Below are 26,590 nucleotides of genomic sequence, written 5' to 3' on the forward strand. Positions count from 1 at the left end.
GGTCAGTCCGCATGCTGACCCTGTCGCGGCGGCGCGGCGCTCCGATTCTTGTCGTGTCATTCCGAAAGGCGCGCAAAGGGGCACGGGTACCGCGCCGGGCCGAGCCGGCAGCGGCCGGGCTTTTCCGCTACAGTAGGAAATCGAAGGCCGCGCGCCTGCCTCACGCCGACGCGCGCGGTCGCGTTTCGCCAACGTACACGAGGGCCCGATGGACACCGAGCAACGCTACACCGCCAACGCGCCGACCCGCGCGGAAGTCGACGCACTGGGCGGCGCAACCGTCATCGAATTCGGCGCGAACTGGTGCGGGATCTGCGCAGGTGCGCAGCCCGCGATCACGGCGTCGTTCGCCGCGCATCCTGCCGTGCGGCACCTGAAGATCGAGGACGGCCCCGGCCGTCCGCTCGGCCGTTCGTTCGGCGTGAAGCTGTGGCCGACGCTGGTATTCCTGCGCGACGGGGTCGAAGTCGCGCGCGTCGTGCGCCCCACCGACGCGAAGCAGATCGAAGCCGACGGCTTCGCCGCGCTGGCCTGAGGTCACGGCGATGCAACAGGCCATCACGCACATCGGCGTCGATACGCGCGGCAGCGGCCTCGTCGAAGTCACGCCGCAGGTACGCGCGTTCGTCGATCAGCAGGCGATCCGCACCGGCCTGCTCACCGTGTTCTGCCGCCATACCTCGGCGTCGCTGCTGATCCAGGAGAACGCGGATCCGTCGGTGCGGCGCGATATCGAACGCTATTTCGCGACGCTCGCGCCCGAGGACGACACGCGTTACGAGCACGATACCGAAGGCGCCGACGACATGCCCGCGCATCTGCGCACGGCGCTCACGCAGGTGCAGTTGTCGATCCCGGTCGAGCATGGGCGTATGGTGCTCGGCACGTGGCAGGGGATCTATGTGTTCGAGCATCGCCGCGCGGCGCACCGGCGCGACATCGTGCTGCATCTGATCGGCGAGTAGGCGAGCAGGCGAGTGGCCGGGCAAGCGCGAAGCGCGCGATGCCGCGCCGGCGTGCGGCTCAGGCGAGCAGCTTCTCGACGAGCGCGCCGAGTTCGCGCAGGTGGACGGGCTTCGGCAGGAACGCGTCGAACACCCGCTTGTTCTCGCGCAACGCGGCCGATTCATACGCGCTGACGCCGAGGATCGCCGGATGCCGGCCGTCGCCGTCGGGTTGCGCCACCGCGCGAATGCGCCGCGCCACGTCGAATCCGCTCAGGTCCGGCAGTTCGAGATCGAGCACGACGAGGTCGTAGCGCGCCGAACCGAAGCGCGCGACGCCCTCCTGCCCGGTGCCGCACAGGTCGGCCTCGATGCCGAGCGCGGACAGCATCGCGCCGAGCGTTTCGCGCGCGTTGTCGTTGTCGTCGACCACCAGCGCGCGCCGGTCGCGTTGCGGAAGCGCGGGCGGTAGCGCGGGCGCGTCCCCTGCTGCGTTGCCGGCCGATTCGACGCCGGGTGCTTCGACCGGCAGCGTCACGACGAACTCGCTGCCTTCGCCGACCACGCTGCGCACGTCCACATGCCCGCGCAGCGTCGTCACGATTTCGCGCACGACCGCGAGCCCCATGCCGATCCCGTCCACGTGCAGCCCGACCGCGTCGTTCGCGCGATAGAACGGCTCGAAGATCTTCGGCAGATGCTGCTTCGCGATGCCGGCGCCGGTGTCGCGCACGGCGATCCGCACCTGCTCGCCGGCCGGCGCGTCCGCGAGCGTGATCGCCACCGTGATCGAGCCGCCGACGGTGTACTTGACCGAGTTCTCGATCAGGTTCGACAGCACCTGCCGCAGCAGCTTGCGATCGGAGCGGATCGCGAGGCCGGGCGGCTCGACGAGCTGCGTGACCGCGATCCGCTTGGCCGCGATCTTCCCGCGCAGCGGTTCGAGCACTTCGGCGAGCAGCGGCGCGATGCCGACGGTATCCAGTTCGGCGACGCGTTTCGTCGAGCGCAGCTTGATGTAGTCGGTGAGGTCCTTGACGAGCGCTTCCAGCGACAGTGCGGAATTCTGCAGCCGCCGGATCGTCTTCAGGTTCGCGTCGGACTGCGGGCGTGCCAGCAGGATCTCGATCGATCCGCAGATCGCCTGCAGCGGCGTGCGCAGTTCGTGGCTGACCATCCCGAGGAACGCGTTCTTCGCCTCGATCATCTCGAACGCGCGGTCGGACGCCTTGCGTTCCGCATCGAGTGCCGCGTTTTGCCGCGCCAGCAGGTCGTCGCGCGTACGCATCGTATAGAACAGCAGCAGGAACAGCGCGCACAGGATCACGCCGAGCACGATGCCGAGGATCAGGATCGCGCGCTGCTTTTCCTTCAATTGATGGAACGTGAAGTCGCGCTGCGCCATTTCGATCGCGCGGAAGTAGTTCGCGAGGCCGTTGACCTTCGGCCAGTACGCATTGACTTCGTCGATCACCTGATGCGCCTGCTTCGGCGCGTCGCGCAGCAGCGGCACCTCGCGCTTCAGGCGCGTCATGAATTCGCCGAGCGCGTCGATCTCGTTGCGCGCGCGCGGGATGCGCAGCCAGTATCGTGACACTTCCGACGGCCGCTGCAGGAACCCGAACGACACCGACAGGCTGTCGAGCTGCATCTGCACGTGATCGAAATCGTCGTCCTCGCGCGTCGCGTAGAGAATCAGCTGCCGGTCGAAGCGCGTATAGACGTTGCGGTATTGCGCGGCGGTCCAGAACACGCCTTCGCGCGGCCCCTCGAGCACGCCCTCGTTGACCGAGGTGGCGAGGAGATCCCACAGCAGGAACGCCCATGCGGTGAACCCCGCGATCCACAGCGAGCCGAGGATCAGGATGATCTTTCTGTTTCTCCAGCGCCGCCGCGTCATGTCACTTCACGGTCAGGCCGATGATCTGCCACGCGAATTTGGCTTCGCCGAGCGGCGTCTTCAACTCGTCGGGATACTGATCGCGCGGATACATGATCCACAGCGGGCCGTAGTTGTCGTTGCCGAGCACCTTGCCGTTCATCGTCCGCGCGAGGATCACGCCGTACTTGTCGGCATCGGAAACGGGAATCGTGAACGTGTATTCGTCGATGCAGTGGAATTCGATCTGCGTACCCTGCGCGCCGACCGTCTTCAGCACGTCGGACAGGCGCGGGCCGGTGAAGGTCGCCTTCGGCGTCCAGCTCGTCGACGTGACGATCGTATGCTGCGGCAGCGCCATCAGCGCCGGCTCGGAAAAGACGTAGGCCGTTTTCCCCTGCTGATTGCTCTTGCTGATCTTGCCGTCGACGGTGAACGTGAACGACGACGCGGCCCATGCCGCGGCGGCCATTCCGAGCAGGCAGGCCGCGAGCACGGTCTTGATCCAGATGGTTGAAACGCGCATGTCTTTCCCTCGGTCTGGTGGTTCGTGTGGTGGTGTGTCGCTCCGGCTTCAGTTCGCGGCGGCCGCGCCCGGCAGCGTGAGCTTCAGTTCGCGCGCGACTTCCGCGAACAGGATCGGCAGGCGCACCGGCTTTTCCTCGCAGCGCGCGTTGTAGTGCGACACGATGTGCGCGATCTCGTCCTCGCTCGCTTCGCCGGTCGAGATCTTGCCGGTCAGCAGGAAGATCGGCGCGCCGCTGTTCTCGCTCGAGCGGATGCCGCGCACGAGTTCGGCGGCCGTCTGGTCGCCGAGCATCCAGTCGAGGATGTAGCCGTCGAAATCCTCGACTTCCAGCGCCTTGCGGAAGCTCGCGCCGTCGAAGTACGGGATCGCGTTCACGCCTTTCTCGATGAAATATTCACAGACCGTTTCGGCGACGTCGTGCGAATCGTCGACCACGGCGATCCGCGCGGCATACACGTTCGGCTGCGCCGAGCGCAGCTCGATCACGTCGACCGGATACGTGCGCCCCTCGCGCGCGTGCGCACGCTCGGTGACGATCCATTCGCCCTGCCACTGCAGCGCGACGAAATCCGTTTCGATCTGGCTGGTGGCCTTCGTCGAGATCGCGGCGCGGCAGCGCAAGCGCTTCGATTCGATCACGAACGTCGCGTCGATCATCTCGGGCGCGGCCGGCTGCATGCCCTTGTCGTCGAGCAGGATCGCGGGCGGCACGCCGAAGTGCGTCGCGATGTCCTGCAACTGCGACAGGTTCCACGGGATCAGGCCTTTCATCTTGCGCGTGACGACCGAGAAGCTCAGGCCGAGCACGTTCGCGATCGTCGTGTTGTGACTTCGAGGCGGAATGCCGTTCCGGTTCAGGAGATCGCGCACCTTGTTGGCGGTGATGAGATCGACGTTGGCCTGCTCGGTGGTGGACATCTCGAGGGGGTCTCCAAGGGTTTTGGCGAGGAAGAGCATATCAAAGCTGACGCGCCACGCAAACTTTAAACGCGCGATGGAACTTGACATGCCATTTTTCTCCATTATTATTGCTCACCACGTCACTATTGTTTGTCGCGTCATGTTTGGAGGTCGATGCCGGCCATGGGCGGGCGGCGAAAAGCGGCGGCAATAAACAGTGACGGAACGATTCGAAGAGAGAACCTGAGAGAGCCTTGGGATGCGTGTCGGCGTTGGCGGATGGAATTGTATCCGGTGCGCCGCACGCAACCGGGTACGAGCTCACGGGGTGGATAGCTCGAAGCATTGCGGTGCCAATAAGAACCTGAGGATAGTACCCATGTATCGCCGTTTACTCGCACCGGGGCTGCTGTTGCTGTTGGCCGCCTGCGCGCAGGATCCGTCCATCACCAGCAGCACGGTACGGATCTGCGACGACACGGGGTGTTCCGATCGCCCTAAAGATCAGGTCTCCTATCAAAAAAGGGACGATGCGGACGACCGGGAAGATCCGCGCATCGCCGCGCTCAAGCAAACCGCGAAGACCCAGCCGAAGGCCGCCTACGATCTCGGCCTGCGCTATTTCCGCGGCGACGGCGTGCGCCAGGACAGCTACCAGGCCCTCAAGTGGATGCGCGAGGCCGCCGAACGTGGCGACCTGAACGCGCAGAAGGCGCTCGGCAGTTTCTACCTGTTCGGCCTCGAGGAAATGGGCTCGGATGCGCGCGAAGCGGAGAAGTGGCTGTCGATCGCGGCCGGCCGCGGCGACAAGGAATCGAAAAAGCTGCTCGATCTCGCGCGCAAGGCGAAGAAGGAAGACGAAGAAGACTGGAAATGGCGCACGCAGTGGCGTGACGTCTATTACGGCTACTGGTACTCGGGCTATCCGTACTACGGCGTCTGGCAGCAGACGTACTGGTACTACTGACCGGGCATCGGGCCTGAAGCAACGGGGGCAGCCGCGGGGAGACCACCATCGCGCGCCAAGCCGGGGGGGCTTATCGAAGTTCGCACGGACCCATAAGCCGAACAACGACTCTAATCGATCGACAACGACATGAAGACCAACCTTTCCCAACGTCTGATTCAAGGTGCGCTGGTTGCAGCGCTTGGCGCGTCCGTCGCGGGGTGCGGCGGCATGGTGACGCCCGGCGGGCAGAACGCCGGGGTGACGGGCGCGGCGGCCGGCGGCGCGAGCGCCGGCGCCGATTCGCAGTTGCAGCGCTGCGCGTCGCCGCTGGGCACGATCGCGGTCGACGACGGCCGCAACGCCGACTGGTGGGGCCCGTTCGGCAGCGCGACGAAGGTGACGAGCATCGACCCGCTGCTGCGGCTGGCCGTGCAGCAGTCGAACTGCTTCGTGATCACGTCGATCGGCAACCAGAAGAGCGACGCGCGCCTGTCGCGCATCACGCAACTGCAACGCAACTCGGGCGAATATCGCGCGGGCTCGAAGCAGCAGAAGGGCCAGCGTGTGGCGGCCGACTACTACATGGAGCCGCAGATCGTGATCAACGATTCGCCGATCGGCGGGATCGGCAGCATGATCGGCGGGCTGATCGGCAACAGCGCGGTGGCGGCGGTGGCGGGGCACCTGCAGACGAAGGCGTCGGTGGTCACGCTGACGCTGTTCGACGTGCGCTCGGCGGTGCAGATCGCGGCATCGGAAGGCAGCTCGACGGCGACGAACTACGGCGCGGCGCTGGGCGGCCTCGGCGGCGGGGTGGGCGGCGGGCTCGCCGGTTTCTCGACGACGCCGGAAGGCAAGGCGACGGTCGTCGCGTTCATCGACGCGTGGAACAAGATGGTCGTCGCGCTGCGCAGCTACAAGGCGCAGGACGTGAAGGGCGGCCTGGGCCGCGGTGGCCAGCTTCAGGTCAACTGACGCTGACGGGCCGGCGGGATGCCGCCGGCCGCTTGTCGGGCCCCGATTCCTGATTCCTGATTCGTGATGGTCGGTGCGTGCGGTGTGAGCCGCGCGTACGGGCGTCGTTCGTCCTGCTCGTTTGAAAGGTGATTCCGATGAAAGCCGTTGCACTGATCGCATTGACTTGCCTCGCGCTGACCGCTTGCGGCGGCGACGACAATTCATCTCCCGCGTCGTCCGGCGGTTCGGGGACGACCAACAACGGCGGCAGCGGCGGGACGGGCGGCGCGGGTTCCGGCGGCAACGGCGGCTCGGGAGGCTCGGGCGGCTCGGGCGGCGGCACGCTGACCTGGCGCTACGAGGCGCAGCCTGTCGCGGCCGATCGGGCCAGTTTCCTGACGCTGGTCAACAACGAAGGCGCGAAGGGCTATCGTTATCTGGGCGACTACTTCTACGCTGCGGGCAATGGCGGCACGCAGTCGATCTTCGTGAATGACGGCACCGCGCAGACCTACACGTATCAGTTGCAGACGGCGCCGGCCGACATGACGTCCTTCGTCAATACGGCCAACGCGCAAGGGGCGAGCGGCTACCGCTACGAAGGGCCGCTTACGTACGGCGATCTCTATCGCAAGGACGGTGGCTCGTCGGCCACCTACACGTACACGACGACCGGGCTGCCGGCCGATGCGAACGCGTTCCTCACACAGGCGAACGGCCAGGGCCAGTCGGGTTACTGGTTCGTCGGCCCGCTGATGGTCGGGGCCGTGCAGGCGAACGTCTACATGAAGAACGACGCGTCGAACGCAACCTATACGTACGACGCGCTGACGCCGACGTCGACGGTCGGCGACTTCATCGCGCAGGCCAACAGCGAAGGCGCGAAAGGCTACCGCGCGAAGGGCGCGATGGCGTTCGGCACGGCGATCTCGTGGGTCTACGTGAAGGACCAGACGCAGTCGCCGACCTTCACGTACCAGTCGGCCGCGATCCAGTCGACCGGCGCGAACTTCGTGCAGCAGGCGAACACGTTCGGCGCGCAGGGCTCGGCGTATCTGAGCGACATCGCGCTCGGCACCACCGTGCCGCCGGTGATGGCGTCGTTCTATTTCGCGCCGAAGAACTGCACGGGCTTCCTGTGCACGACGCTGAATCCGCTCACGCAGAACTGAGCGGGCGCGCCGCGCGGGGCGTTCATTCGAGAATGATCCGCGCGCGCCTCATCGAGTGCCTCAGGTGCGACACGCGATGCGTGGGCGCATCTTTTGCCGCCGGCTTGCCGGCGGTATTTCGTTTCTGCATACGCCGCGCTTTGCCGTTCTCCGCGTGACGCCGCGGCCCGGATCGGTCGAAATGTCGCATCAAAGACTCGGTCAAGTTCAAAACAATTATTCAAATTATTCAGACGAGTACTAAATCGGCCTGACTCGACTGATTTCCCCCGAGTCGTTTGGCATGATCGGGACAACTCCATCCCTTTCATTCCATCGTGACGTCCGTCCGGGCCGAGCATCCGCTCACCGCCGAACCCGACGTGCCGTCGCGCCAGGCCATGCCGTACAGCACGCTTCAGTCCATTCGCCGCTATCAGAGCATTTCGATGTTCGGCGGCGCCATTGTCGTGACGATCCTGATTCTCGTTGCCTGCGGGCTCGGGATCGTGTCGATCGTATACGGCTATCTGGACGGCGAGCGGCGCAATTTCCTGAACGGCGTCGAGGAAACCGTCGACGAGATTCAGGTGAGCGAGACGTCGTTCCGCAACGGCGTCGCGAATACGCAGCTGATCTGGCGAGAGCTCGATGCGGCGCCGGCGTCCGTCGTCGACGCATTCTTCGCCGACGGCGAGAAACTCGCGATCAAGCCGTATCCGTCGCTGGTGGTCGGCGTGCCGGGCCAGACGACGCGGCGCGACGAGGTGGCGCGCTACCTCGCGCTGTCGTTCATGCTGTCGCGTATCTGCGCGGCGAGTTCGCTCAATCGCGGACGCACCTTGGAGGGTTACCACTACAGCACGCGCACGGGGCTGTTCGGCCTGGTGCCGCACCTGTCGGGCGACAACCCGGCGCTGGCCACGGCCGAAGCGCGCGCGCATGTGCTCGACGCGTTGCGCATCGATTTCACACCCACGCCCGAACTCGGCGCGGATGGTCGGCCGCACGTGCATTGGTTGCCGCCCTACGTCAACCCGGTGACGGGGCAGGCCCGCATCCGGATCGCCGCGCAGGCGCGCGCCGACGGCCAGCCGTTCGCGGTGCTCGTGACGGAGTACGCGCCCGAATATCTGCTGTCGTGGCTGCAGGATCGCCACGCGGCGGGCGTGTTCTTCATCACGACCGCGGACAACCGGCTCATCACGATCGATCCCGGGGTCGAGCGCACGCCGGCGCTCGACGCGCGTCTGCTCGCGCTGGACGTCGCGCACGAGCACGCGGCGCCGGCCGAGGCGATGTTTCGCGACGGCACGATCGTGTTCCGCGGCCCGCTCGCCGCAACCGGCTGGACGATCGCCTATGCGCTGTCGCTGGCCGATGTCGCGGCCGCGATCGGCGTGCAGGCCGGGGCGCTCGTCGCGACGTCGCTGCTGGCGATCGCGGTGATGTGGCTGCTGCTGGTGCGTTTCTACCGGCGCATGCTCGTGCCCGTCTACGCGCGCTCGGCACGCGTGTTCGACAGCGAGGATCTGTGCCGCAGCGTGATCGGAATGGCGCCCGTCGGCATCGGGCTCGTGTCACGATCCGATCGCCGCGTGATACTGGCGAGCGACGTGCTGGCGCAGATGCTCGTGCCGTACGGCGGCGATCCGCAGGCGCTGGCGGCGCAGGTCCTCGCGCAATACGAGGGGTTCGTCGCGGACGAAGGCGCTGGCCGAACGATGACGACCGAACTCGTGCTCGACGCATCCGGCGCCGCGCCGCTGCATCTGGAGGTCATCGCGCACGGCGCGCGCTATCAGGGCGAGGACGTGATGATCGCGTCCTTCGCCGACACGAGTGCCCAGCGCCGGCTCGTGCATCAGCTCGAGGAAGCCGTGCGCGCGGCCGATTCGGCGAATGCCGCCAAGTCGTCGTTTCTCGCCGCGACGAGCCATGAGATCCGGACCCCGCTCAACGTGATCCTCGGCAACCTCGAATTGCTCGAGCGCACGGCGCTCGATGCATCGCAGCAGAGCCGCGTGCAGACGTTGCGCGCATCGGCGGAGGGCCTCCTCGCGATCGTCAGCGATATCCTCGATTTCTCGAAGATCGAGGCCGGCGCGATGTCGGTCGAGTCGATCGAGTTCGACGTGATTGCGGTGATCGAGCGCGAACTGGCGGCATTTTCCTCCGTCGCGAAGGCGAAGGGATTGCCGCTGTTCGCCGACATCGACGCGAGCGGCGCGCAGCGCATGCGTGGCGATCCGACGCGGCTCGCGCAGGTGGTCGGCAACCTGCTGGGCAACGCGATCAAGTTCACCCGCGAAGGCCGCGTCGTCGTCCGTGTGGTGGCGGGGCGAGGCACGGGCGGCGTACCGGAACTCGCGATCGGCATCGAGGACACGGGCATCGGCATCGATCCCGCGCAGCGGGCCCGGCTGTTCAAGCCGTTTTCCCAGGTCGACGCGTCGATCACGCGGCGCTATGGCGGCACGGGGCTCGGCCTCGCGCTGTGCGATCGGCTCGTCGCGGCGATGGGCGGGACGATTTCGGTCGACAGCGCGCCGGGCGTCGGCAGCCGGTTTACCGTTCGATTGCCGCTGCGCATGGAGATTGCGCCGAAATCCCGGGCGGTGACGGGCGAGCGACGGACACTGATCGTCGTGTCGCCCGACGACGCGTGGCGCGCGTTCGCCTTTCCGCATCTGCGTGCATGGGGTTTCGATGTCGCGATGCATCCGAGTCCGATCGGGATTGCCGCCGGGTGCCTCGAGCGTGCTCACGCGATCGTACTCTTCGGCGATTCGGAGCAGTGGCGGCGCGACGAGCTCGACAGTCTCGGCGGCGGTACGCCGGTCGTACTCGCGACACCGGACGGCCCGCTGCAGCCGAACGTCGCGGGCCGCACGATCCGCGTGTCGAGCTATTCGTTGAACGGGTTGTGCACGGCGATCGAGCAGGCGCGCGTCGCGACGGCCGAGCAGCGGCGGCCGCCGGCGCGGGAAGGGAGTGACGATCGGCCAGCGGGAACTTCCGGCGCGCGTGTGCCTCGCGTGCTGGTTGCCGACGACGCGTCGGTCAACGGGTCGATTTTCCGCGAGCAGCTCGAGGTGCTCGGTTGCGCGGTCCGGTGCGTGTCGTCCGGCGGCGCCGCGCTCGATACGCTCGCGAGCGGTGCGTGGGACGTGCTGCTGCTCGGCGCCGACCTGCCCGACATGTCGGCATGCGAACTCGCGGAAGCCGTCCATGCGCGCGCGCTGCCTGGCGACATGGTCGCGGTCGCATCGCATTTGACGCCCGAGGACGCGCGTCGTTACGCGGCGTCGAACATCGACTGCGTATTGACCAAGCCGGTGACGCTGGCCGACCTGCGTCGCAGCCTGGCCCGTATCGCACGACAGCGCGAGATACGGTTTCCCGCCGCCGCCGCGGACGAACGGCCGACGTCGAGAGCAGCCGTGGCTGCGGCGGCGCACTGGCCAGGACGATAAAAATGAACGATGCGACTGCGGCGTAGATCGCCCGTATCCAGACTGGGAAGGCAGACACGCGGCATCGCCTGGATGCCGCGTGATTTCGATTGAACAAGGAGGGCGAAGGCCGTGCGCTATATGGGGAAGGTGTTCGGGCTGCTGCTTGGATTCGCGACGCTACCGGAGAAATCCAGACGGGATTTTCTCACGAGGCTGAACGAGTTCATGATGATGTCGCCGTCGCAGAAGCGGCGGGCGATCACTGAGTGGCAGCATGCTGCGGACGACAGGATGGATGAACCGGACAAGACCGTGGCCAGGCGTTAGGCAACGGGCCAAGGCGCTTTGCGGGACGGGATGGATCGACGGTGTGGGGGCCGTCGATCGGGTGTGCGTGGGCGTCCGATTGCCGAACGTGCGTGCCGTCGCGGCGCCGTGTTCCAGCCGGCGGCCGGCGCGTCGGCGGTGGCGTCGAAGCTCGACGGGCGCGGACCGGCGGAAGCGCCGCCCGTCCCGATTCTCGGTGGCGACGCCGAACCCGTCTATTATCCTAAAATTACGCTGCGCACCGCCCGGTTCGCTGAACGTCGCAATCCAACCGTTGCGAGATCGATTCGAATCCCGGCGCGTCGCGCAACATGGCACGTCGGGCCGCGTGTATCGGGAGAAGAATAAAGATGGATGAATTTTTTGTGCGAGTGATGGTGGCGGACGATCATCCGTCGTCCGCACTCGGGATGTCGCAGGCACTCGCGGGCAGCAGCACGATCAAGCTGCTCGGCACTGTCTCGAATTCGACCGATCTGGTGGCGATGCTCGACGAGCAGCAGAGCGACGTGCTCGTCGTCGATTACGTGATGCCGGGCGGCAAGTATGGCGACGGCCTCACGTTGTTGTCGTTTCTGCAGCGCCGCTATCCCGCGCTTCATCTCGTCACGATCACGATGATCGACAATCCCAGTGTGCTGCATGCGATCCAGCGGCAGGGCGTGGGGTGCATCCTCAGCAAGTCCGATGCGATTTCGCATCTGGTCGGCGCGGTTCACGCGGCCTATGTCGGCGCGAACTATCTGTCGCCATTCGTCAAGCAGTTGCTCGAGGGCACCGAGAAATCGACGGGCACGCGTGCGCTGACGGCCCGCGAAATCGAGGTCGTGCGGCTTTACGGGGCCGGCATGACGGTCGGCGAGATCGCCATTCAGCTTCACCGGAGCAAGCAGACGATCAGCTCGCAAAAGTCGAGCGCGATGAAGAAGCTCGGCATCGTCCGCGACGCGGATCTGATCCGCTATGCAAGCGAGGGCCATCTGCCCGACATGCCTGCGACCGATGCGTAGACTAGCAACCGGCGGGCGGTAACCGTGACCCGGGCTGCGCGGGCGGCTGCACCGGCGCCGACGCGACTTCCACGACACCTGGAAAATCCAACAAAAGTATCGCTGCGCAGACCGCCCGTCGACGTGAGCCGCACGGCAGTGGCCTCGGACAAACCCGCTGGGGCGTCGAGCGCCCCTTCGCATGGCTGCGCAACTCCAGGCGCTTGCGTATCCGGTTCGAACGCCTCGCTGCCATACGCGAGGCGTTCATGAAAACCGCCGCTTGCATCCTCTGCTGGCGGCAACTTCAAAAATCATTCTGCCAGCGTCTCTTATGCCCACCAAACTGAAAGCGCTGATTGCGCACGCTACCGCGCCAGGCCGCAAGCCGTTCGAGCCCGGGCGCGTGCGGCGCCAGCAGCAATGGCTGCTGTACGGGAGCGGTGTGGCGATCACGGTGTTCGTGCTGGTTTGCGCGGCACTTGTCGTGCGACTCGACCTGCAGGAATCGCTTACGCAGTACCGTTCGGAGTTTCTGGTGCGCAAGGCCGACCTGCTCACGGAGATGGAGGTGGTCAGGGCGCTGCAGAACCGCTATGTCGAGAACATCGAGTTGATCGCCAGGAACCGCACGGCCGTGGCGCCCGATACGCTCGGGCGCTTCGCCGACGATCGCGGCAGGCTGGTCGTCGTTGGCGAGGCGGGGCGGGTGGCCTTTGCCGCGTTCGCGGTCGCTTCGTCATCGCAGTCGGCAAAGGCCTACGCTCCGTGGCTGGGCAGGCTGCTCGCGCAGAGCGAGGTCACGGGCACCATGCCGGCACAACAGCCCGGCGATCCGGGAATGGGCGGATATCTGATCGATCCGGAAGGCAATTTCGTCATTGTCGCCGGGTATCCGTTGGTCAAGCAGGTGCTGGCGCTGCCCGCGGGCTTCGACATCAAGGCATTGATCCGGCAGTTGCAGCCGCCGCCCGAGTTCATATCGGCGGCGGCCGAATCGGATTACCGGAAGATCCTGCTGGACCGGCGACAAGACCCGCTCGTCGGGCGTTCGGTGCTGCGGTTCGTGCAGGCAGTACGCGACGCGCAGGGCAAGCCGATTGCCTGGTTTGCCCTTGTCACGCGACCTGCGATCGACGATTTTCTGCGTTCGTCGTCCGTCGGCAAGGATTACGCGCTGGTCGCCCCAGGCGCGCATGTCCTGACGGGGCGCGAAGCGGATCCGGCGCTGACTGCCCGCGCACTCGACTTTGCGCAAGGGGCGCGCGATGAAAGGGCGGCGCTCCATCGCGTCGGCATGAATATCGTCATCGGCGACCAGATGGCGGGGTTCCGCGCGGCGTTGATCGCGACCATCTCGTGGCGCAGCCTGTTCGACGACGTGGCTGCCCGCCTCGGAATCGCGATCGGTCTCGCGGTGCTGGCGATCGGCATGGTGTGGTTCGCGATCGTGATGTTCGACCGACGCGCGCTGCGCCCGATGAACCGTCGTGCAATCCGGCTGATCGAAAGCGAGGCGCTGAACCGAACGCTGATTCGCACGGCGCCGGCCGGGCTCATGCTGCTGTCGCTCGCCAACGGCGACACCATGGTGCGCAACGAGGCCGCGCAGGCATTTGACGACACCCGAACCGAGCCGCCGCTCGGCAAGCGCATCTGGCAGGCCTATCACGACAGTATGGCGGGTGGGCGGACGCCACGTGTCGTCACGCACGAATTGCCGGTCGGTCTCGCCGGCGCCGGGACGGCCTTTCTCGCCGCGCACATCGTCCGTACGCGCTATCGCGGCGTCGATGTGTTGCTCTGTACGCTGACCGACATCACCGCGCACAAGCAGATGGAGGGCATGCTGCGCGAGGCCCGGCAGGCGGCGGACGATGCGAACAAGGCGAAGTCGACGTTCCTCGCGACGATGAGCCACGAGATCCGCACGCCGCTGAACGCGATCGTCGGCAATCTGGAGTTGATGGAGCGCGCGCCGTTGCCGGCCGACGAGCGGCGACGCCTGCAGACGGTGATGTCGTCGTCGGATGCGTTGCTGCGCGTGATCAACGACGTGCTCGATCTGTCGAAGGTCGAATCGAATCAGATGGTGCTGGAGGCCGTGCCGTTCGATTTGCGTGCGGTTGTGCGCGACGTCGCGGCGATTTTCCGTCCGCTCGCCGCCGCCCGGCACCTCGCCCTCGAATGCAGGATCGATCCGCGGCTGGCCGACGGTCATGTCGGCGACCCCACTCGCCTGCGTCAGATCGTGTCGAATCTCGTCAGCAACGCAATCAAGTTCACCGAGCGCGGCAGCGTGACGATCGAGGCGCGCCCGACGGGCGCCGACGGTCGAGCGCATGGCGTCGAGGTGGTGGTACGCGACACCGGTATCGGTATCGCGCCGGAGAGTCTGCCGACGTTGTTCGACGTGTATGTCCAGACCGATGCGTCGATCTACCGGCGCTTCGGCGGCACGGGGCTCGGCCTGCCGTTGTGCCGGCGCCTCGCGCGGCTGATGCATGGCGACCTGGCGGTCGAGACCCGGCCGGGCCAGGGCGCGACGTTCATCGTGTCGCTGCCGTTGCGCGACGCCCCGTCCGGATGGCGCGCCGAGTTCGACGAGACGGATTCCGCCGCGTCGTCGTTGCCGGCATACGCGGCGGGCGAGACGCCGCTGCGCGTGCTCGTTGCGGAGGATCATCCGGCGAGCCGCGCGCTGCTGCGCGATCAGCTCGATGCGCTGCATTGCGACGCCATGCTCGTCGCGAACGGTGTCGAGGCGATGCGCGCGTTCTTCGCGCATCCGTTCGACGTGGTGCTGACCGATCTCGGCATGCCGGAACTCGATGGCTTCGCGCTCGCGAACTTCCTGCGCGAGCAGGGCGCGAAGGTGCCGGTGATCGCGATGACCGCGCATGCGACCGAGGAGGATCGGCGGCGCTGCGCGCAGACCGGCGTCGCGGAGGTCGTGCTCAAGCCGCTGTCGATCGATGCGCTCGGCGCGGTGTTGCGGCGCCACGGAGGACGCGGCGCGGCGGCGTCGCATCAGGCCGATCGTGCCGCCCGGCCGGTGCCGCCCATGACGGACGAGATACGCGAAAAATTGCGTGCCTCGACGCTGCATTCGCTGGCGACGATCGATGCCGCGTTGCTGCGCGGGGACGTCGCATGCCTCCGCGGCGAACTGCATTCGATGCGAGGCGGTTTCGCGCTGGCCGGCGATGCGGAGTCGAGCGAAGCATGCGCGAAAGGCGAGCGCATGCTGGCTGCGGGCGGTCTCGACGCGCTCAAGCGGGAATGGCCGGAGATACGCGCGGCGATGGAGGCCGCGCTGGCGAGATTGGCCGGCATCTGAACCGAATGGCGCCGCGCCGGGCTGCAGCCCCCTGCGCCCGCACTTCGTCCGCGAAACCGATGAAGCCGAGCCCGCCGAGCGGATGCGCGTTCATGGTGCTCGCGGAGATCCTGTCCACGCACGCGTTGCCGCTGTCGCGCGGCGTGACGGCCGGTTTCGCGCGGGTGTTCCGCGCGCAACGGGCCGCGATTGCACCGATCAGACGTCAGTTTGCGTCCTTGACTATCATGCGCCCATGCGGGGCAGATGCCGCATGTCGCGATAACCTAACTGTGAGGGCATCATGGCAAGACAGACGATGGCGGAATACCTGGCGAAGACGCTGGCGGCAGCGGGCGTCGAGCGCATCTGGGGCGTGACGGGCGACAGCCTGAACGGCCTGTCGTTCAGCCTGAGCCAGATCGGCTCGATTCGCTGGATGCATACGCGGCACGAGGAAAGCGCGGCGTTCGCGGCCGGCGCGGATGCCGCGTCGACCGGGCGGCTCGCCGTTTGCGCGGGCAGCTGCGGCCCCGGCAACCTGCACCTGATCAACGGCCTGTACGACTGCCACCGCAATCACCAGCCGGTGCTCGCGATCGCCGCGCACATCCCGTCGACCGAGATCGGCCTCGGCTATTTCCAGGAAACCCATCCGCAGGATCTGTTTCGCGAGTGCAGCCACTTCGCCGAACTCGTGACGAACGCGTCGCAGTTTCCGCGCGTGCTGGCGCGGGCGATGCGCACCGCGATCGAGGAACGCGGCGTCGCGGTGATCGTGCTGCCGGGCGACATCGCGCTCGGCGACGGCCCCGACGAGGCGCCTGCCTGGAGCGAATCGGCACCGCCGTCCATCGTGCCGGCCGATGCCGATCTCGACCGGCTCGCGGCGCTGCTCAACGGGTCCGACGCCGTCACGCTGCTGTGCGGCAGCGGCACGCAGGGCGCGCACGACGAAGTGGTCGCGCTGGCCGACACGCTCGGCGCGCCGGTCGTGCATGCGCTGCGCGGCAAGCAATTCGTCGAATGGGACAACCCGTTCGACGTCGGGATGACGGGGCTGATCGGTTTCAGCTCCGGGTATCACGCGATGGAATCGTGCGACACGCTGCTGATGCTCGGCACGGATTTCCCGTACCGGCCGTTCTATCCGGCGAACGCGAAGGTCGTGCAGATCGACTGGAAAGGCTCGCAGCTCGGCCACCGCGCGCCGCTCGCGCTCGGGCTCGTCGGCACGGTGAAGGAGACGATCGCGGCGTTGCTGCCGCGCTTGACGCGCAAGACGCAGCGGCGCTTCCTCGAGAATGCGCTGAAGCACTATGCGGCCGCGCGCAAGGGGCTCGACGATCTCGCGGTGGCCGAGCCGCCGGGCCGCGCGATTCATCCGCAGTACCTGACGAAAATCATCGACGAAGTCGCGGCCGACGATGCGATCTTCACGGCCGACGTCGGCACGCCGACGCTGTGGGCGGCGCGCTACCTGACGATGAACGGCAAGCGGCAACTGCACGGCTCGTTCAACCACGGGTCGATGGCGAATGCGATGCCGCAGGCGCTCGGCGCGCAGGGCGCGCATCCGGGGCGGCAGGTCGTGTCGCTGTCGGGCGACGGCGGGCTGTCGATGCTGCTCGGCGATCTGCTGAGCGCCCGCCAGCTCAAGCTGCCGATCAAGATCGTCGTGTACAACAACAGCCTGCTCGGCTTCGTGTCGATGGAGTTGAAGGCGGCCGGCTATCTCGACACGAACGTCGACCTGAGCCCGACCGACTTCGCGGCGATCGCGAAAGGCGCCGGCATTTTCAGCGTGCGCGTCGAGCATTCGGAGAACGTCGAGCACGCGTTGCGTACGGCATTCGCGCATGACGGGCCGGCGGTGGTCGACGTCGTCACGTCGAAGTACGAGCTCGCGATGCCGCCGAAGATCGAGCTCGCGCATGCGAAGGGCTTCAGCCTGTTCATGCTGCGCGCGATCCTCAGCGGGCGCGGCGACGAGATCGTCGAACTCGCGAGAACCAACTTGCGGTGACGTGTGCTGCGCGTCGTGCAATCAGCATGGCGCGCGGTGCACAGCGCCGGCAGTGCCGCCTGCTCGCACATGGCATCGAAGACCACCGTCGACGCCGTCGGCGGGTAGGGCGCGGGCGAATGGCACTCCGCGTCAATGCCCCCGACCCCATTTCGACCGCCGCCGTGGGGGCGCGGGCCGACGATCTCGCCGCGATCGAGAGACGATGCTGCGGCAGGTCCGGATCGCCGGCGAGCGTTGCGCCGCGCGCTTGCCGCGGCGCGTCGATCGCCGACCGTGGAACGGGCGGGTGGTCAGGCACGAATTGGTCAGGCGAATCAGGGTCAATCTTCACGTCGCCTTAAGTTTGCGTTTCCTAGAATCGATTGATCGTCGCGCGTCCTGCGGCGGACAGATTCGCCGAGGAGGATACGCATGAACCTTGTCCGTGTCGCCGTCACCCTGTTCCGCGCAGTCGTCGGCACGCCGCGGCTGACCGCACAAGCGCTGGAGGCGCGCCTATGACGTGGCCGAACGCGTGGCGTGTCTCGGCACTGTTCGTGCGCGAGTGGGTCGGCCGGCCGGCCTCGGTCGGTGCGTTGTGCCCGAGTTCGCGGCATCTGGCGCGCGAGATGGCCGACGCGGTGCCGGGCGGCGACGGGCTGGTCGTCGAGCTCGGCGGAGGCACTGGCGCGATCACCGCGGCGCTGCTCGAACGCGGCGTCGCGCCGCGGCGCCTCGTCGTGGTCGAACGCTCGCCGGCGTTCGTGCAGCATCTGCGGCGTCGCTTTCCCGGCCTCTCGATCGTGTCGGGCGACGCGCGGCAGCTCGAGCGGCTGCTGCCGCCGGGCGCCACGGTCGACGCGATCGTGTCGTGCCTGCCGCTGCGCACGCTGCCGCGTGAGGACGTGGCGGCGATCCTCGGTCAATGTCAACGCGCGCTGTCGGCCGACGGCGTGATGATTCAGTTCACGTACGATCTGTGCCCGCCCGGCCGTCATCCGCTCGGCGATCCGGGATTCGTCGCGTGCGACAGCCGGATCGTCTGGGCCAATCTGCCGCCGGCGCGCATCGTGACCGTGCGCTGCGCCGCCGCCGAATACGCCGGCTGAGCTGGCCCCGGCGCGCTGCCGCATCCTAGCAGCGGCCATACCGACTCTTCCAGATTCCATCCATCGTGCCGTCATGTCCGATTCTTGCCGCTGGATGGGTCGACGCGTCGTGAGCAATGCTTGCGATCAGGTCGCCGGTGTCGTGTCGGCGATACCGGCGATACGGTCACGCGCTAGACACGCGCGCTGTCCGTTACCTGCACCCCGGGCCGCGACGCGACCCGCCTGATGAAGCGATCGAGCGGCGTCGCGTAGCCGCGTGCGATGACCGCGCTCACGCCGGCCGACAGCGCCAGATAGGTGACGAGCAGCGCCAGCTTGCCGTTGCCGTGCGTGGCAGACGGCGGCCAGAACGTGCGCAGCGCGCCGAGCACGATCAGGTGGAACAGATACAGCTCATAGCTGAGCCGGCCGCTCCAGCGCAGCGGCGCGAGCGTGCGACCGCGAGCGGCGCCGCGTTCCGCATGCGCGCCGATCAGCAGTATGGCCGTGCCGAGCGCCATCGCGGACACACCGAACACATGGCTTTCGGCGATCGGCCACGCGAGATAGAGCGCGGTCATCAGTGCGGCGGCGAGCCATTGCACGGGCGCGGCCGCAAGCTTCTGCCATCGCGCGCGTGCGGCCAGCAGCGCGGTGCAGCAGCCGATCGCGATGCCGTCGAAGCATGCGAAGTACGCGTACAGGAACCCGCCTTCATCACCCGGATGCGTATAGCGGTACACGGGACCGATCGCGGCAATCAGCAGCCAGAACGCGAACAACCGCGTGTCGCGACGCAGCGCGATACACAGCAGCGGGAACGACAGATAGAACACCTCTTCGACCGACAGCGACCACAGCACGCCGAGCGCGTAGTTGACCCATCCGTACGCGCCGATCAGCACGTTCATCCAGAACGTGAGCGACGCCAGATTCACGAGCCAGTACGACACGGCGATGCCCTGCGGCGCATGGTTCGTGAAGATCGGCACGCCGGCCGCCGCGAGGCCGTTGACGAGCGCGAGCAGCAGAAGCAGGCACGGAACGATCCGGGCGACCCGTGACACGTAGAACGCGCGCACGTCGAGCGCGCCGAGGCTGCCCCAGCGGCGGCGCGCGTTCGACGTGATCAGGTAGCCCGAGATCGTGAAGAACATCGTCACGCCGTAGTTGCCATTGCGCACGATCGCATGGATCGTGTCCCAGCCGAGCACGCGCGCGAGCGCGGTGTCGCGCAGCGAATACGCGATGTTGAAGTGATGCAGCAGGACGAGCAGGATCGAGACGCCGCGCAGCAGGTCGATGCGGGCGTTGCGGGGGGCGGTGCTCATTGCGGCCGGGCCGGTTCGGCCAGCGTCGGCAGCGCCGCGAGGAACGTGTCGCGCGAGCGCAGGCCGGCATTCGGCGTCTGCCGCTCGTCGTCCTGGATCAGGTTCGCGAACACCAGCGTGCGCGCGCCCTTCGTCGCCCAGCCGACAAACCAGCCGTATGCGTGCGCGGCGTCGTACTTGATACCCGGCGAGCCGGTGCCGGTCTTGCCGTGCACCGTCCAGCCGCCCGGCTGCGTGTCGATCAGCGTGATGCGTGCGGTCATGTCGTACGCGTGCGCGCTGACGGGCAGCGTCCGTCGCGCGATCCCGCGCATGAACGCGACTTGTTCGAGCGGCGAAATGCGTAGCGACGAATTGACCCACGCGCCCATCACGCCGGGGCGTTCGCCGTCGTTGCTGGTGACGTCGGCGTTGCCGTAGCCGAACGCGCTCGTGTACTGCTGGAAGCGTGCCTGCCCGAGCGCCTGCGCGACCTGCTGCGAATACCAGAAGATCGACAGCTTCATCCAGCGTGCCGGGTCGGTCGGCTCGCGCCACGGCGCACCGCCCCAGTCGGGGTAGCCGGTGTGGAAATCGAGCGTGGGCGTGTGCTCGTCCTTCAGCACGCCGGCGTCGAAGCCCATCAGGCTGATTGCGACCTTGAACGTCGATGCAGGCGTCACGCGGGTCGTGCAGTCGCCCTGCTGCACGAGCACCGTGCCGGTGTCGGCGTCGGCGACGACGGTGCAAACGGGATGGGCGTGAGACGGCGCGGCGGCCGCGAGGCCGGCGAAGGCGAACAGCGCATGGCGCCAGGGCTTCAAGTGCAACTCCTTGGAAAGCGTGCGGAAGGTGCGCGGGCGGGAAGCGGGAGGGCCGTGCGCAATGGAAGCCGACGGTCGGCATGGGTGAGCGCGATCGAGGCCGTCGGGGTGGGTCACAGTGTATCGGCGGATCGCCGACTGTCGACCTGTCATGGTTGACGGGGCGCGCATGGCGACCCTCGCCGGGTCCAGCGGCTCGTGTCGATCACACGCATTGTCACGCCGATGAAAGGCTCGCGGCCGGCCTGTGCCTGCGGGCGGACAAAGACACCTCGCGCAGACCGGCGCGGTTGTCGCATGGTGGCAGGGGGAGGCGGCTGCCCGGGGCCTGCGACGCGTTACAGGTCCGGATCCAACCCGAAGTGCAGGAGCGTTTCGCGGCGGCAACGCGCTTCGGCGTCGGCTATCGAGATGACGCTCAGCGTGCTCTTCGACCGGTCGATCGGCCCCACGTCGAAGACTTTTCGTTGCGGTGGCGCGGGCGAGTGGAGGGCCGGCAGTGTATCGGGCGCGACGGTAGTCGTATTTGACGCCTGCGAGTGTCCGTCATGACGTTCGTGCGTGATGAGCGCGTCGATGAACTGCTTGAACTGCGAGAAGCGAATGGGAAGATGGGTGTTCGGCGCGCGACCGCGTCCGGCCGTGGGCTTCACGATCCGAAAGCCGGCAATTGGACGGTGTTTCCGAGTCATCCGTATATCTCTTTTTCGATCAGGTATCGTTGCAGTGCCAGTACTGACGCGCCATGAGGCGCAACGTTGAATGTCATCACGCGATGCGATCCGGCCGCCCGCCAGAAGTCTCGTCCGGATCGCGTCGCGTAAAGCGCATGCAGAGACCGAAGCGATCCGTCGGCCAAGCCGACCGGATATCCCTGGAAGTACTGGAACAGTGCAGCCTCGTCGCCATGCGTGCCGGGAATGGGCGCATCGAAACCAAACCGCGGCCACGCGTAATATCCGCAGAGCCGAGGCCCGCCGGGTTCGGGTGGTGCTTTGCGGCCGCCTATTGCGAATGCGCTGATCCGCGCGATCTTCAACCTATCACATGCCCTGACGATTCGCCACAGCATCGCCGCGCCGAGCCCGACGACAGCGTTATCGACGAGATCGATGATCCCAAGTTCCAGTATGGACGCTTCGTGGGTTTGAAGCACGGATACGCGGTTCTCGGATCGGATGAGTCCTGGATGCGTCACGGAGAACGTCAGTCGATTCGTGCTATCGAGATACACCTGAACGTCCGACCCGGCAGGCGCACCACACAGCGAAACCAGCAGTTCGTCCGGCACGTCGCCGTCCACGCCGAGGCACGCGGAGATATCCAGATCGTTTCGATCGACCGTGAGCCGATCGTCGAAGTACATCGTCTCGTATGGGAGGACGTGACTGAGATCGACACGCTGAACGGTCATGGCTGCGGGCGACGAGTGGAAAGCGCCCAGCATATCGCCGCGCCCCCGGCGGGCCGAGTCCGCCAAACGGCCGATCGGATGTCGACTCGATTGCCCGTCGTATCCGCCTTGCCCCTGTCGAACGTCGGCAGCGCCACGCGGCAGCTCGGCTCGTAAAACAGCAGGATCCGTCCGTCGCGCGGCATGCCGTTTTTTGCACGACCGCCCCGTTTTTTTGCACGGCTTTTATACGGTCGCTTCTAAGCTGGGGACGTGTCGAACAGCCGGGACGGCTTCCGTCCGCGCCATGACCTTCATTCATCCCTTTCCCGCGCTCGATGTCGCCAGCCGACGGTTACGCGCCGGCGCACCCGACGACGTCGCACCGTTTCCGCCGCCGCGCCCGCGCCTGCAACTGCCCGTCACGCTGACGGCCGACTCCGCCGAGGCCGCGCACGCCCGGCTCGCCGGGTTGCTGCACTCCCCGCTCGGTGTGTATGTCGTCAGCGCGCGCGCCGTGTGCAACGTGATCCACGTGCATGTCGACATCGCACCGGAAGACCTGGATTTCACGCTGCACACGCTGATCGCGCAGCAAGTCGACGCGGTGATCGGGCCGGTCGCGCGCCGCTTGCGCATTCCGCCCGCCGCCCGCTGAGCCGGGAACGCCGATTGCTTGGTTAATCCGCCGCCGATTCGCCGGCCGGCGTGCTGTCCGCCGGCTGGCAACGGCGGCCGTTTGTGCGCTGCGTCGAACGCGGCGCTACCCCTGAACAGGGAGGGCCCATGTACCTTACGGAAGAAGTGCGTATCGCGCGCCCGGCCGCCCGCCGCGCGCACGCCGCGGCGTTGCCGTCGGGCAGGCAGCTTGCCCGGCAATTGATGGTGACGGTTCGCGCGGCGGACGTGCTGCTGCGCCAGGCGATTCGCGTGCCCGATCGGCATCAGTGGTCGGTCGACGCCGAGCGCGTCGATGCGGCCGGCGGGCCGCTCGCCGCGTGGGATTCCCACGTGACGTTCCGCATCGTCAAGTCACTCGCACCGGCGTTCGATGCGGACGGGGATGCGAATGCGGCCGACCCCGATCAAGTCGCGGTCGAGATCCGGTTGTTTCTTCCCGAACAGGCTTATGTGGCCGAGCGGCGCATCGGCATCTTCGGCCGGCGACACGGCCAGCGGTTCAGCGCGACGCTGTCGGTCACGGCCGGCTCGCAGTGGGGCGGCCGGCGCGGCGAGCATGTTCCGCCGGCAGGGCGGCACGTGCACGGCGACACGCTCGAAGCGCTCGTGGACACGGTGGCCGGCATCGTCAACGCGGCGTTGCGCGCGGCCGGACATGGCGCGACGGGCCACGGGTGAGCCCGCGGCGAGCGAGCGCCGGCGGGCTCACGCGTCGCCGGTCTGCCCGGTCTGCCGTTGCAGGTCTTCCATCAATTGTTCCGCGAGGAAGTCGCACGGCGGCCGTTTCGACTTGGTGCTGCGCGCGAGGATCAGCTCGAGCGGCGGCAGGTCGGGCAGCCCGTGCGAGCGGCCGAGCATCGACAGTTGCGCGGGGATCGCGCAGCGGGCGAGCGGCGCGACCGCGAGGCCGGCTTCGACCATGCTGAGCAGCCCGAGCAGGCTCGGGCTTTCATACGACGTGCGGTACGGCACTTTCGCGCGTTCGAGGCTGCGGATGGCGTTCTCGCGCGCGACGCTGCCCGGCATGAACACCGCGATCGGCAGCGGCCGCTCCTCCCACACGCGCGGCCCGTTCGTCATCGCGGCCCACGCCATCGGCTCGTGGCGGATGAAATCGCCCGACAGCCCCTTGATGCGCGTCCCGCACACGAGATCGACGGTGCCCTCCTTGATCAGCGGCGCGAGCGCGCTGCTCGGCAGCCCCATCACCTGAATCTCGACCTTCGGGTAGGTCGCGGAGAATTTCTTCAGCACCGATGGCAGCAGCGACGACGCATAGTCGTCCGGCACGCCGATCACGACCTTGCCGGTCACTTCCGGCCGCACCACGGCCGCCCATGCCTCGTCACGCAGCGCCAGCATGCGTCTGGCGAATCCCAGCAGCACCTCGCCTTCGCGCGTCAGCACGATGCTGCGCGGCTTGCGCACGAACAGCGGCCGGCCGATCGCGTCTTCCAGGCTCTTGATCTGCATGCTCACGGCCGACTGCGAGCGATTCACGGCCTCGGCCGCGCGGGTCATGTTGCCGGTTTCCGCGACGGCGACGACGGTGGCCAGCACGTCGTGATCGAGCATCTTCATGGGGTATCAGGAAAACTGAACGTAACGATCAGCATTATGCGTTTTTATTGTTGCTGTGTGTCTGCCATAGTGCGATCACGCTGGCGTTTCGCCCGAGTGCGGCGCGGCGGTTGGCCGGTCGATCCGGCGTGCGGGACCGAACAGGGAAGCGTGGTGAATCGATGATGGACCATCCGTTGCGCGCCGCACTGGCCGCGGAATTGCATGCGCGGCCGTTCCTGCGGCTCGCCGAAGCCGTATCGCTCACGCATTACGCGATCTATGCGGACGGCCAGCCCGACATTCACGAAACGCTGCTGCACGCGCTGTGCCGCGACACGGGCATCGACGCGCCGCATGAAGGCGCGACGCACTACGCGGTGCAGTCGCCGTGCGGCTGGCACCTGAAGTGGGAGCGTCACACCGAATTCTCGACCTTCACGTTCGTCGCGCCGCGTCGCGACACCGGTTATTTCGACGATCTCGCGATCGCCGGCATTCCGGCCGCGTGGTTCGCGCGGCTGGCCGGCATCCGCTTCGTCGCGGTGCGGATGGAGCTGCTGTCCGGCGACGCCGCGCGGCGCGTGTGCGGCGGCCTGCGGCGCTGGATCGACGGGCCCGCGCTCGTCGGCAGCCACGTGCTCGGCGGCGGCAAGGTGTTCTGCGACTGGCACGTGCGCGACGACGGCTTCATGCGCTTTCTCGTCGTCGACGAGGATTTCCGCGAGGAGCAGGGCGGCCGCCTGCTGCAGCGCCTGTACGAAATCGAAACCTACCGGATGATGGCGCTGCTCGCGTTGCCCGTCGCGCGCCGGATGAGCCGCGAGCTCGACGAGATCCATGCGGCGCTGCATGCGTTGATGCAGCGGATGGACGCGAGCGGCGCCGACGGCGACGACGCGGCGCTGCTCGTCAGGCTCACGCATCTCGCGGTGCGCGTCGAATCGTTGTCCGGATCGGGGGCGCGCTTCAGCGCGTCGCGCGCATACGAAAAGCTCGTGCTGGCGCGCATCCAGGAGTTGCGCGAGGAGCGTATCGAAGGGATGCCGACGATCGCCGAATTCATGGAGCGGCGCTTCGCGCCGGCGATGGAAACGTGCCGCAGCGTGTGGGCGCGCCACGAGCAGATCGCCGCGCGAATCGCGCGTGCGGTCGACCTGCTGCGCACACGCGTGAATCTCGCTCAGGAAAAGGACGTCACGCGCCTGCTGGCCGGCATGGAGCGCACCGCGCGCAACCAGCTGCATTTGCAGCACGCGGTCGAAGGGCTGTCGGTGGCGGCCATTTCGTACTACGTGCTATCGCTCGCGACGGCGGCGTTCAAGGCGCTGCACGTGATGAACCTGCCGGTCGATCCCGAACTGGCGGAAGGGCTGCTGATCGCGCCGGTCGTGTTCGCGGTGATCCACATCACGCGACGCACGCGTGCGCAGCTTGCGCGTTCGGAGGCGGCGCATGACGGTGCGCCCGTGCATGCGGCGGCGTTGAAGCGGGCCAGCTAAAACATCAACGACCTATCAAGGCAAAGGAGTGGAGATGACTTTTTCGCAGAAGCAAGCGGCGTTCTATAGCGGTTTCGATGCCGCGTTCGACGAGCCGGCCGCGGATGACGCGGGTATGCCGGAAGAAATGCGCGTGACGTCGTATCAGGCCGTGCTGCAGGAACCGATGACGTCGCTCGTCGGGAATACGCTCGACCGGCCGGAGGTCGCGGCGGTGGCGATTCTCGGGTACAACTGACGCGCGTTTCGTTCGCCGCGATCGTTGTGACCTGACGCGCTATAGTCGTGCGATATCCGCCGCGTGTGCTGCGCAGCCGGCGGCCTATTCACGTACGCGTTCGCTTCGATGACAACCCATCCCGACGTCACCCTTCAACTGACCGACACCGAGCAGCCGGCCGCCCGGGACTTCATCAGCCGCAAGCTCGGCGAATTCAACCACGCGATGACGGGGCGCACCGATACGGCCGCGCTCGACGTCTACGTGACCGATCCCGCGACCGGCGACGTATTGGGCGGCCTCACCGGCCGGACGTCGCTGGGCCTGTTCTTCATCGACCTGTTCTATCTGCCCGAATCGCTGCGCGGCGGCGGCTTCGGCAGCCGGCTGCTGCGCGAGGCGGAAGCGGAGGCGAAGCGGCGCGGTTGCGCGCGTGCGGTGCTGTACACGATCTCGTTCCAGGCGCCGGACTTCTACCGGAAGCACGGTTACGAGACGTTCGGCGAAGTGCCGTGCGAGCCGGAAGGCGCGGCGCGGGTGTTCATGGTCAAGGTGCTGTGAGCGGCAACGGGCCGCTTCCTGTCATCTCATGACGCCCC

Annotated in this window: 25 protein-coding genes; 17 read left to right on the top strand and 8 right to left on the bottom strand. The window is 67.1% G+C overall.

All coding sequences use genetic code 11. The annotated features are described in order from the left end of the window. The first annotated feature begins 208 nt into the window (after positions 1 to 208). Positions 209 to 535: a thioredoxin family protein gene (locus CFB52_RS17090; protein ID WP_059576186.1), complete on the top strand. Its 327-nt coding sequence runs from the start codon at positions 209 to 211 to the stop codon at positions 533 to 535. Positions 536 to 545: 10 nt separating this feature from the next. Further along, positions 546 to 965, top strand: a complete 420-nt coding sequence (locus CFB52_RS17095) for a secondary thiamine-phosphate synthase enzyme YjbQ (RefSeq protein WP_059576183.1) — start codon at positions 546 to 548, stop codon at positions 963 to 965. Positions 966 to 1,023: 58 nt separating this feature from the next. On the opposite strand, the gene atsR is transcribed toward CFB52_RS17095, so the two are convergent. From atsR to CFB52_RS17110, 3 genes are read right to left on the bottom strand one after another with little or no spacing between them, the layout of a single operon-like run. Next, entirely contained in the window at positions 1,024 to 2,844 is a 1,821-nt protein-coding gene (gene atsR / locus CFB52_RS17100; protein ID WP_099317012.1) for a hybrid sensor histidine kinase/response regulator AtsR, read from the bottom strand. A gap of 1 nt (position 2,845) precedes the next feature. Next, positions 2,846 to 3,349, bottom strand: a complete 504-nt coding sequence (locus CFB52_RS17105) for a molybdopterin-dependent oxidoreductase (protein ID WP_059576176.1) — start codon at positions 3,347 to 3,349, stop codon at positions 2,846 to 2,848. A gap of 48 nt (positions 3,350 to 3,397) precedes the next feature. After that, entirely contained in the window at positions 3,398 to 4,270 is an 873-nt protein-coding gene (locus tag CFB52_RS17110; protein ID WP_059576173.1) for a helix-turn-helix domain-containing protein, read from the bottom strand. Positions 4,271 to 4,631: 361 nt separating this feature from the next. On the opposite strand from CFB52_RS17110, the gene CFB52_RS17115 reads away from it, so the two are divergent. The 10 genes from CFB52_RS17115 to CFB52_RS17160 all read left to right on the top strand — a co-directional run bounded on the left by CFB52_RS17115 (position 4,632) and on the right by CFB52_RS17160 (position 18,519). After that, positions 4,632 to 5,219 (top strand): tetratricopeptide repeat protein, encoded by a 588-nt coding sequence (locus CFB52_RS17115; protein WP_059644760.1) that lies wholly within the window; start codon positions 4,632 to 4,634, stop codon positions 5,217 to 5,219. A gap of 129 nt (positions 5,220 to 5,348) precedes the next feature. Further along, on the top strand, positions 5,349 to 6,176 hold the full coding sequence (locus CFB52_RS17120; RefSeq protein ID WP_059581218.1) for a hypothetical protein: 828 nt from the start codon (positions 5,349 to 5,351) through the stop codon (positions 6,174 to 6,176). 137 nt (positions 6,177 to 6,313) lie between these two features. After that, positions 6,314 to 7,330, top strand: a complete 1,017-nt coding sequence (locus tag CFB52_RS17125; RefSeq protein WP_099317013.1) for a hypothetical protein — start codon at positions 6,314 to 6,316, stop codon at positions 7,328 to 7,330. Positions 7,331 to 7,710: 380 nt separating this feature from the next. Beyond that, a complete protein-coding gene (locus CFB52_RS17130) occupies positions 7,711 to 10,785 on the top strand; it encodes an ATP-binding protein (protein ID WP_099317847.1) in 3,075 nt (1,024 codons plus the stop codon). 120 nt (positions 10,786 to 10,905) lie between these two features. Continuing rightward, positions 10,906 to 11,094 (top strand): hypothetical protein, encoded by a 189-nt coding sequence (locus CFB52_RS35115; RefSeq protein WP_081059181.1) that lies wholly within the window; start codon positions 10,906 to 10,908, stop codon positions 11,092 to 11,094. Positions 11,095 to 11,444: 350 nt separating this feature from the next. Beyond that, a complete protein-coding gene (locus CFB52_RS17140) occupies positions 11,445 to 12,104 on the top strand; it encodes a response regulator (protein ID WP_089465317.1) in 660 nt (219 codons plus the stop codon). A gap of 98 nt (positions 12,105 to 12,202) precedes the next feature. Then, positions 12,203 to 12,433, top strand: a complete 231-nt coding sequence (locus CFB52_RS17145; RefSeq protein ID WP_099317014.1) for a transposase — start codon at positions 12,203 to 12,205, stop codon at positions 12,431 to 12,433. Continuing rightward, positions 12,418 to 15,423 (top strand): ATP-binding protein, encoded by a 3,006-nt coding sequence (locus CFB52_RS17150; RefSeq protein WP_099317015.1) that lies wholly within the window; start codon positions 12,418 to 12,420, stop codon positions 15,421 to 15,423. The genes CFB52_RS17145 and CFB52_RS17150 overlap by 16 nt, the downstream gene beginning before the upstream one ends. 283 nt (positions 15,424 to 15,706) lie before the next feature. Further along, on the top strand, positions 15,707 to 17,428 hold the full coding sequence (poxB, locus tag CFB52_RS17155; RefSeq protein ID WP_059579660.1) for a ubiquinone-dependent pyruvate dehydrogenase: 1,722 nt from the start codon (positions 15,707 to 15,709) through the stop codon (positions 17,426 to 17,428). Between the two features lie 500 nt (positions 17,429 to 17,928). Beyond that, on the top strand, positions 17,929 to 18,519 hold the full coding sequence (locus tag CFB52_RS17160; RefSeq protein ID WP_099317016.1) for a class I SAM-dependent methyltransferase: 591 nt from the start codon (positions 17,929 to 17,931) through the stop codon (positions 18,517 to 18,519). Positions 18,520 to 18,692: 173 nt separating this feature from the next. On the opposite strand, the gene CFB52_RS17165 is transcribed toward CFB52_RS17160, so the two are convergent. The 4 genes from CFB52_RS17165 to CFB52_RS17180 all read right to left on the bottom strand — a co-directional run bounded on the left by CFB52_RS17165 (position 18,693) and on the right by CFB52_RS17180 (position 22,082). Further along, positions 18,693 to 19,832 carry an acyltransferase gene (locus tag CFB52_RS17165; protein ID WP_099317017.1) on the bottom strand — a complete coding sequence of 380 codons (1,140 nt, stop codon included), beginning with the start codon at positions 19,830 to 19,832 and terminating at the stop codon, positions 18,693 to 18,695. Continuing rightward, entirely contained in the window at positions 19,829 to 20,635 is an 807-nt protein-coding gene (gene blaOXA, locus CFB52_RS17170) for an OXA-1043 family class D beta-lactamase (protein ID WP_099317018.1), read from the bottom strand. The genes CFB52_RS17165 and blaOXA overlap by 4 nt, the downstream gene beginning before the upstream one ends. Positions 20,636 to 20,973: 338 nt before the next feature. After that, positions 20,974 to 21,327: a hypothetical protein gene (locus CFB52_RS17175; protein WP_059579670.1), complete on the bottom strand. Its 354-nt coding sequence runs from the start codon at positions 21,325 to 21,327 to the stop codon at positions 20,974 to 20,976. Beyond that, on the bottom strand, positions 21,324 to 22,082 hold the full coding sequence (locus CFB52_RS17180) for a hypothetical protein (protein WP_257220494.1): 759 nt from the start codon (positions 22,080 to 22,082) through the stop codon (positions 21,324 to 21,326). The genes CFB52_RS17175 and CFB52_RS17180 overlap by 4 nt, the downstream gene beginning before the upstream one ends. 253 nt (positions 22,083 to 22,335) lie before the next feature. On the opposite strand from CFB52_RS17180, the gene CFB52_RS17185 reads away from it, so the two are divergent. Next, the gene (locus CFB52_RS17185; RefSeq protein WP_099317020.1) at positions 22,336 to 22,686 is read left to right on the top strand and encodes a hypothetical protein; all 351 of its coding nucleotides are present in this window, start codon (positions 22,336 to 22,338) and stop codon (positions 22,684 to 22,686) included. 128 nt (positions 22,687 to 22,814) lie between these two features. Then, positions 22,815 to 23,387 (top strand): hypothetical protein, encoded by a 573-nt coding sequence (locus tag CFB52_RS17190; RefSeq protein WP_059579673.1) that lies wholly within the window; start codon positions 22,815 to 22,817, stop codon positions 23,385 to 23,387. A gap of 27 nt (positions 23,388 to 23,414) precedes the next feature. Here the strand turns inward: CFB52_RS17190 and CFB52_RS17195 are convergent, their stop codons facing one another. Continuing rightward, positions 23,415 to 24,290 (bottom strand): LysR family transcriptional regulator, encoded by an 876-nt coding sequence (locus tag CFB52_RS17195; RefSeq protein ID WP_006485479.1) that lies wholly within the window; start codon positions 24,288 to 24,290, stop codon positions 23,415 to 23,417. Between the two features lie 161 nt (positions 24,291 to 24,451). On the opposite strand from CFB52_RS17195, the gene CFB52_RS17200 reads away from it, so the two are divergent. From CFB52_RS17200 to CFB52_RS17210, 3 genes are all read left to right on the top strand, one after another. Further along, positions 24,452 to 25,771 carry a DUF3422 family protein gene (locus tag CFB52_RS17200; RefSeq protein WP_099317021.1) on the top strand — a complete coding sequence of 440 codons (1,320 nt, stop codon included), beginning with the start codon at positions 24,452 to 24,454 and terminating at the stop codon, positions 25,769 to 25,771. A gap of 34 nt (positions 25,772 to 25,805) precedes the next feature. Beyond that, positions 25,806 to 26,009, top strand: a complete 204-nt coding sequence (locus CFB52_RS17205; protein WP_059579677.1) for a hypothetical protein — start codon at positions 25,806 to 25,808, stop codon at positions 26,007 to 26,009. Positions 26,010 to 26,117: 108 nt separating this feature from the next. Then, on the top strand, positions 26,118 to 26,552 hold the full coding sequence (locus CFB52_RS17210) for an N-acetyltransferase (protein ID WP_099317022.1): 435 nt from the start codon (positions 26,118 to 26,120) through the stop codon (positions 26,550 to 26,552). Positions 26,553 to 26,590: the final 38 nt, after the last annotated feature.

It is taken from the genome of Burkholderia sp. AU18528 (assembly GCF_002223215.2).
Taxonomy (GTDB): Bacteria; Pseudomonadota; Gammaproteobacteria; order Burkholderiales; family Burkholderiaceae; genus Burkholderia; species Burkholderia semiarida.

Bases quoted from the DNA above. Each gene is read 5' to 3' on its own strand.
- CFB52_RS17125 (WP_099317013.1), top strand. From the start codon at position 6,314: ATGAAAGCCGTTGCACTGATCGCATTGACTTGCCTCGCGCTGACCGCT.
- CFB52_RS17180 (WP_257220494.1), bottom strand. From the start codon at position 22,082: ATGCTGGGCGCTTTCCACTCGTCGCCCGCAGCCATGACCGTTCAGCGT.
- CFB52_RS17165 (WP_099317017.1), bottom strand. From the start codon at position 19,832: ATGAGCACCGCCCCCCGCAACGCCCGCATCGACCTGCTGCGCGGCGTC.
- CFB52_RS17200 (WP_099317021.1), top strand. From the start codon at position 24,452: ATGATGGACCATCCGTTGCGCGCCGCACTGGCCGCGGAATTGCATGCG.
- CFB52_RS35115 (WP_081059181.1), top strand. From the start codon at position 10,906: ATGGGGAAGGTGTTCGGGCTGCTGCTTGGATTCGCGACGCTACCGGAG.
- CFB52_RS17105 (WP_059576176.1), bottom strand. From the start codon at position 3,349: ATGCGCGTTTCAACCATCTGGATCAAGACCGTGCTCGCGGCCTGCCTG.
- CFB52_RS17160 (WP_099317016.1), top strand. From the start codon at position 17,929: ATGACGTGGCCGAACGCGTGGCGTGTCTCGGCACTGTTCGTGCGCGAG.
- CFB52_RS17205 (WP_059579677.1), top strand. From the start codon at position 25,806: ATGACTTTTTCGCAGAAGCAAGCGGCGTTCTATAGCGGTTTCGATGCC.
- CFB52_RS17210 (WP_099317022.1), top strand. From the start codon at position 26,118: ATGACAACCCATCCCGACGTCACCCTTCAACTGACCGACACCGAGCAG.
- CFB52_RS17130 (WP_099317847.1), top strand. From the start codon at position 7,711: ATGCCGTACAGCACGCTTCAGTCCATTCGCCGCTATCAGAGCATTTCG.
- CFB52_RS17175 (WP_059579670.1), bottom strand. From the start codon at position 21,327: ATGACTCGGAAACACCGTCCAATTGCCGGCTTTCGGATCGTGAAGCCC.
- CFB52_RS17090 (WP_059576186.1), top strand. From the start codon at position 209: ATGGACACCGAGCAACGCTACACCGCCAACGCGCCGACCCGCGCGGAA.
- CFB52_RS17120 (WP_059581218.1), top strand. From the start codon at position 5,349: ATGAAGACCAACCTTTCCCAACGTCTGATTCAAGGTGCGCTGGTTGCA.
- CFB52_RS17095 (WP_059576183.1), top strand. From the start codon at position 546: ATGCAACAGGCCATCACGCACATCGGCGTCGATACGCGCGGCAGCGGC.
- CFB52_RS17195 (WP_006485479.1), bottom strand. From the start codon at position 24,290: ATGAAGATGCTCGATCACGACGTGCTGGCCACCGTCGTCGCCGTCGCG.
- atsR (WP_099317012.1), bottom strand. From the start codon at position 2,844: ATGACGCGGCGGCGCTGGAGAAACAGAAAGATCATCCTGATCCTCGGC.
- CFB52_RS17185 (WP_099317020.1), top strand. From the start codon at position 22,336: ATGACCTTCATTCATCCCTTTCCCGCGCTCGATGTCGCCAGCCGACGG.
- CFB52_RS17110 (WP_059576173.1), bottom strand. From the start codon at position 4,270: ATGTCCACCACCGAGCAGGCCAACGTCGATCTCATCACCGCCAACAAG.
- CFB52_RS17115 (WP_059644760.1), top strand. From the start codon at position 4,632: ATGTATCGCCGTTTACTCGCACCGGGGCTGCTGTTGCTGTTGGCCGCC.
- CFB52_RS17190 (WP_059579673.1), top strand. From the start codon at position 22,815: ATGTACCTTACGGAAGAAGTGCGTATCGCGCGCCCGGCCGCCCGCCGC.
- CFB52_RS17140 (WP_089465317.1), top strand. From the start codon at position 11,445: ATGGATGAATTTTTTGTGCGAGTGATGGTGGCGGACGATCATCCGTCG.
- CFB52_RS17150 (WP_099317015.1), top strand. From the start codon at position 12,418: ATGCCCACCAAACTGAAAGCGCTGATTGCGCACGCTACCGCGCCAGGC.
- poxB (WP_059579660.1), top strand. From the start codon at position 15,707: ATGGCAAGACAGACGATGGCGGAATACCTGGCGAAGACGCTGGCGGCA.